This window comes from Methanopyrus sp., from assembly GCF_053997775.1.
The window spans coordinates 1-5,942 of sequence record NZ_JBMXXF010000055.1 but is presented as its reverse complement, the minus strand read 5'-3'; the positions used below and the strand labels follow the sequence as shown (position 1 = coordinate 5,942).

At 66.3% G+C, this 5,942-nt stretch carries 3 protein-coding genes, 1 tRNA gene and 1 pseudogene; 2 read left to right on the top strand and 3 right to left on the bottom strand.

What is annotated here, in order from left to right; all coding sequences use genetic code 11:
• On the top strand, window positions 1-329 hold a 329-nt coding region (locus ACXJJV_RS06835), incomplete at its 5' end, for an AIM24 family protein (protein ID WP_456467437.1).
• A 50-nt stretch (window positions 330-379) separates the two neighbouring features.
• Here the strand turns inward: ACXJJV_RS06835 and ACXJJV_RS06830 are convergent.
• The 3 genes and pseudogenes from ACXJJV_RS06830 to carB form a co-directional block, all read right to left on the bottom strand.
• Window positions 380-457, bottom strand: a tRNA-His gene (locus tag ACXJJV_RS06830).
• 32 nt (window positions 458-489) lie between these two features.
• Entirely contained in the window at window positions 490-2,520 is a 2,031-nt protein-coding gene (locus ACXJJV_RS06825; RefSeq protein ID WP_456467436.1) for a hypothetical protein, read from the bottom strand.
• Between the two features lie 25 nt (window positions 2,521-2,545).
• Window positions 2,546-4,225, bottom strand: a pseudogene (gene carB, locus ACXJJV_RS06820) (carbamoyl-phosphate synthase large subunit); the annotation flags it as partial.
• A gap of 76 nt (window positions 4,226-4,301) precedes the next feature.
• Between carB and ACXJJV_RS06815 the strand changes: the two are divergent.
• Window positions 4,302-5,819, top strand: a complete 1,518-nt coding sequence (locus ACXJJV_RS06815; protein ID WP_456467435.1) for a putative glycosyltransferase family protein — start codon at window positions 4,302-4,304, stop codon at window positions 5,817-5,819.
• Window positions 5,820-5,942 lie beyond the last annotated feature (123 nt).

Below are 5,942 nucleotides of genomic sequence, written 5' to 3'. Positions count from 1 at the left end.
ACCCGGAGTGCCTGATCGCGTGGACGGGCGACGTCACCTTCGAGGCCACCTGGCAGGGCAGCGCCCTGGACCTGCTCCTGGGCCGCAAGCACGGGGAGGAACTCATGCTCAGGGCGCGCGGGTCCGGGAAGGTGCTCGTGTCCCCGTACGACGAGCGGCTCCGGAGACTCGAGCGGATGGTGCGTCGGGCGATGAGCGCCCGCGAGGAACACCTCCACCACGGCGACTCCGAATCGTGGGAGGGCGAGGAGTCGTGGGAGAACGAGACCGGGGCCGACGACGCGCTCGACCTGGACTTCGACGACTTCCTCGACTTCGACCTGGACTGACCTCCCGCCTCCCGCGGGCCAATTGTTACGATTTTCATAACGATTGTCGCTGGGGCCGCGGCCGGGATTTGAACCCGGGACCACCGGCTCCACAGGCCGGCGCTCTAACCAGGCTGAGCTGCCGCGGCGCCCTCCCAGCCCCACGGGACCCCTGGTCCCATTATAAAGATTTCCGACCCGCGCCCCACAGCACAGCGAGCAGGAGCACGCCGCTCGCCAGGTAGGCCCACAGCTGGTACCGCTCCCAGCCCATATACCGGAGCACCGCCGTCCCTTTACCCACGTGAACCAGCATGAACGGACCGACAGGGCACACCCGGCCCTCCCTCCCGTTCGCCGACCAGAAGGGTGCCCATCCCCACGGTATCACTACGAACTCGGATCCGACGCCACGCACGTGAATAACATCCTCGCACCAGGTTACCGCCCCCCTCCTAACGACGGCGCGCTCAGAGACGTACGGTAGAACCGCTTCGGCCGCGTCACCGACGTCGCACCCCGATTTCCATGGAAAGAGCGGGGAAGAGACCCTAATTACGCGCTTGGCCCTAGCTACCAACCCCACTTTAACGGACCACTCCCATCCGAGCCTGTCTACGATCAGCACCTCGCCGGTCCACGGGACGTTCGACGGGGGCATCTCCTGCCCCGACTCCGCGGCCGGCGGATAAAAGGCTGGAATGATGGGGGGTCTACCCAACTTTCCGGCTAGGATCGCCCACAGGATGCCGTAGGCGCTGAACGAACCCACGTATAACACCCGGACCCTCCTAACCGCTATAGCGTCCCTAAGGGTGAGTGACGGATTGACGAGCGCCTCCACCCGGTGCCGCCTGTCGGTTTGACTAACTTCGGGTGGCTCCACGGCGAGCGGTCTCGTCGATATAACCACGTCCACCCTCCTCAGCGGCAGCGCTCTAAGGTAGGATCGAAATGAGCGCTCCAGCACCTCCTCATAGCTCCTGCGACACCATTCCAGTGACACCGCGTACCAGTCGGAGGACGGCTGAGTCAGCGTCAGGATGGTCAACGCGGGTCCGAGGGACTGCAGCTGCGGCTCGGAGGCTCCCTGGTAAAACGCCCCGCTCAGCAGGTATGTTGGCCACCCAGACCAGACAGGGGAAGCGGACTCGAAGCCCGTGCCGTCGTCAACCAGCACCCGGTACGGCCCGCTCTGCCGCCTCCTTTCGGGCTTGAAAGCGTTGGATATTGCGAGGGCATGGAATATCACTAGGGCAACGAGTGCCGACGCTAGCGACATCCGCAATAACTCACTCCCGCAGCGCCTAGATTCCGCGACACCGACCGAGATCGTCATCACCGGAGTCCTCCACACGTCCACGAACCTTGCAGGTCCGATGGGACCAGCCGGAATCAGACTCAGCCCGCCGACGGCGGTCGCGGCGGCGAGCCGGCCTCCGCCCGCCTTGGCCGAGACACCCAGGGAGATCGCGTCTAGGATGGCCACACCTACGGCCAGGACTAGCTTCTCCCCAACCGCGTGCGAGTACAGAAACCACGTTCCGGGCGTGTAGGTGAATGCCAGCCTGACGTACCAGTACCCAAGTAGCATCACCGGGACCGCCGGGATCACGGCCAGAAGGATCGTGGGACCGTTGATAACCTCCAGCAGGAATGCAGGTAACACGTACAGGGGATTGCCGAAAGCCGCCGCCGACCACGATAGCAGCACCGGCCACCTCCTTCTCAGCCTGGATCTGGAGAGCATGATCGCAATGACGGCCAGGCTCAGGGAAAACGTGGTCACGACGCGGGTCGAGAAGACCTCCACAATCTGCGCCGGTAGGGACCCGGCGTAGACGAGCGCTGCCGCGTCCGTCCTTCGGGTGGCCGCCCCAGCCCTTCTCAGCAGAACCCAGACCCAGCATGGGAGGGCCCGATACAGACCGTCCACCACCGTGCACGCCAGGTATGGGTTTCTAGTAAGTTTGAACACCGCTACGGCGGGCAGGAAGGGGATTATCGGATAGTCGACGAAGGGAGGCCTGCCTGTGTAAGAATACGGGTCCCAATCCCCCCTGGCCAGCCCCGCCGTGCCCAGAAGGTAGACCTTGTGCGCCTGCACGGCCAGATCCATGACGACCGCGTGCTCGCCGCGTAGCTCCGGGATCGATGGGGCGAGGGCCGCAGCGGTGACGAGGAAAGCGAGCGTGACGTCAAGCCGGCGCATCGGGCTCCCCTCAGTCATACTTCAGCGCCTCGCACTCCTCCTCATACGTGGAGTAGAAGTACGGCGACACGGCCGCGAACTCCGCCGCGCACGTGTCCACCAGCTTGTACGTGGCCTCCACGCCCACGCCCAGCCGCGCCTCCCGTACCTCGTCCTCGCTCACCCCGAGCAGCTCCGCCAGCTGCTCGTCGGAGAAGCCCATCCGCTTGATTTCCCGGACGAACTCGCGCGTCCCCTCGTCCACCTCCTCGCCGCGGATCAGCGCCAGCAGCTCCTCCCTCCGCTCCCTGATCTCCCGCTCCATCTCCACGATCCGTTGGATCTTCTCGACGAACCACGGATCGATGCCCGACAGTTCCGAGGCCTCCTCCACGTCCATGAGACCCCGCTTCAGGGCCGCGTAAATGTAGAAGATGCGCCGGTCGTTCGGCCGCTCGACGTTCCTCCGGATCTCCTCCGGGCTCGCCTCCAGCTCCTCCGGGGAGGGACCCAGACCCGGCTCCCCGATCTCCAGGGACCGGATCGCCTTCTGCAGCGCCTCCTCGAACGTGCGCCCGATCGCCATCACCTCACCGACCGACTTCATCTCCGTGCCCAGCGTCCGGTCCGCCTCCGGGAACTTGTCGAACGGCCACCGCGGGATCTTCACCACCACGTAGTCCAGCGCGGGCTCGAACGCCGCGTACGTCTCCCCGGTCACCTGGTTCTCGATCTCGTCCAGGCGCAGCCCGATCGCGATCTTGGCCGCGATCCGCGCGATCGGATACCCCGTCGCCTTCGAGGCCAGCGCCGACGATCGGCTCACCCTCGGGTTCACCTCGATGACCCGGTACTCGCCCGTCTCCCGGTGCAGCGCGAACTGAATGTTGCAGCCACCCTCCACCCCCAGCTCGTCAATGATGTGCAGCGCCGCGCTGCGCAGCATCTGATGCTCCTCCTCCGTCAGCGTCTGCGCCGGCGCCACCACGATCGACTCGCCCGTGTGCACGCCCATCGGGTCCACGTTCTCCATGCTGCACACCGTGATGCAGTTGCCCGCACCGTCCCGCATCACCTCGTACTCGATCTCCGCCCAACCACCCACGTACTCCTCGATCAGCACCTGGTTCACCCGGCTGTATTCCAGCCCCCGCTCCACCACCCGCTCCAGTTCCTCCTCATCCTCCGCGATACCGCCACCGGTACCGCCCAGCGTGTAGGCCGGCCGCACCACCACCGGGTACCCGATCTCCTCCGCCACCTCCTTCGCCTCCTCCACCGACGTGACCGCCTCGCTCCGGCACACCGGCTCCCCGATCCTCTCCATGAACGCTCGGAACTCGTCCCGATCCTCCGCCCGCACGATCGTCTCCACCGGCGTGCCCAGGACCTCGACGTCGTACTCCTCCAGCACGCCCATCTCATCCAGCTCCACCGCGATGTTCAGCCCCGTCTGACCGCCCAGCGTCGGCAGGATCCCGTCCGGCGTCTCCTTCTCGATCACCTTGGCCACGATCCGCGCGTCCAACGGCTCGATGTAGACTCGGTCCGCCATGTTCGGATCCGTCATGATCGTCGCCGGGTTGCTGTTCACCAGAACGACCTCGACGCCCTCCTCCCGCAGCGCCTTGCACGCCTGAGAACCAGAGTAGTCGAACTCCGCCGCCTGACCGACGACGATCGGGCCCGACCCGATGATCAGAACCTTATCGGGGATCTCGGGCAACAGAACCCGCTCCAGCACTAGCGGCGCACGTTAATAAAGGCATCGACGCGGGCGCGGACCCGCCGGGGGGATGCCGGTGCCTTTCCCGACCCGTAGGCACGTCGACGCCATCGCGCTGGGCTCGATGGCAAGCCTGGTCTTGATCTTCTTGGCCCTGGTCCCACTCCGCGTTCCCCTCTTCCCCTACGTCTACGCCTCCGGGGTGGCGAACCTCAAGGCGGTCGCCGAGAGCCTCAGGGCGCACGAGCTCCCGGAGTGGAACCCTTACTTAGGCGGCGGGTACCCGCTGTCCCCCACCCCGTACTACCTGCTCTACGGGCTCGGCCGATCGACGACCCTGCTGGCCGTCCTCGCCGTCTCCCTGTGCACGTACCTGGCCTTTCGCTCCCGCCTCCTGGCCGCGACCCTGGCGCTACCCTCGCTGGCCGCCGTCGCTTACACCCTACACCCCGCTCCCGCGCTCGTCGTCTGTTACCTGGCCGGGCTGGCGACGGGCTCGCCCGCCCGAAGGACCCTGGGATCCCTTGCCCTGCCGGAGTTGGCCCTGTGCGTGGAGCTCGCGCTACGATCTCCATCCCCGTGGCCGCTGATCGCCTCCCTCGCGTGCACCGCCGACGACCTCGCTTCGTACCTCGCCGAGTCGATAAACCGGATGGCGACATCCGCCATCCTGAGCCCGTTGACGATCGCGTACTGCCTGGGTATCTCAGTGTCCCTTGCGGTGACGGTAACCCTGGGCTACCTGCTGCACCGTGCGCTCGGGACCCGGTGGAAAGCACCTGCGCTGCTGGCCTGCGTCCTGGCCGCGGCTTCCCTCCTTCATCCCGGACTCGTCATGGGGTTGGCGTTCCCGTACGTTCTGGCCCTATCGGAGGCCCTCCGGTACGCCGACTCCGTGCTAGCCGGGCTGGAGCGGAGGCATCGACGGGTCCTGGCCTCCGCCGCGCTGATGTCGCTGACGTTCATCCCGCTCAACATGGCCGAGCTCTCGTATCTGGCGAAGCCCAGGATGACGATCGCCGGCTCCGTCACCGTCGGGTCGGGAAGCGCCGTCGCGGTGGTCTCGAGCGACCCGTGGTTCACGGAGGTTGTCCACCACGTGCTCCGCGGGCGACCGGTGGTGAATCCGCCGTTCCTGTCCACGACGCCCGCGACGGCCACGTTCGCCATCCTGATGACTCAGGTCGGGGACTCGCGGTACGTGGCTTTCACCCCGTCCTCGAGCGTGGAACCGAGGGTGCTGCAGCTAAAGCTGAAGATCCTGAGGATCGTGTCCCCCGGACACCTGGCTGCTCAGTCCTCCGACCAGCTCACCCTCGCGTACGAGTGGTCCCGTTTGAACGGCATCAAGCCCGTCTCGGAGCCCCTCGTACTAACCCCCAGGACGCTCTCCGGCCACGGGCTAGTGGCCCAGTCGTTCAGCCCCTGGTGGAAGCCTCACTCCCACCGCCGGCCGGGACCGGCCGGCCTGATGGTCCTCAACGGACGCGTGCGCTACGACAGGCCGACGGCCCCCTTCAGCCTGCTCCTTGCGCTGCTGAGCATCACTGCCGCCGCGGTGAGGCCGATGAAAAGGAGGGCGGAGCAAAGGTAGGCTCGGGACTGGTATCGTTCCCAGGCGACGTAGTGTAGGTGGGCGGGTTTGCCTCCGGTCCTGACGAGCATGTACGGGCCGACCGGGCACGCCTCACCCTCCCGCCCGTTCACCGCCCAAAAC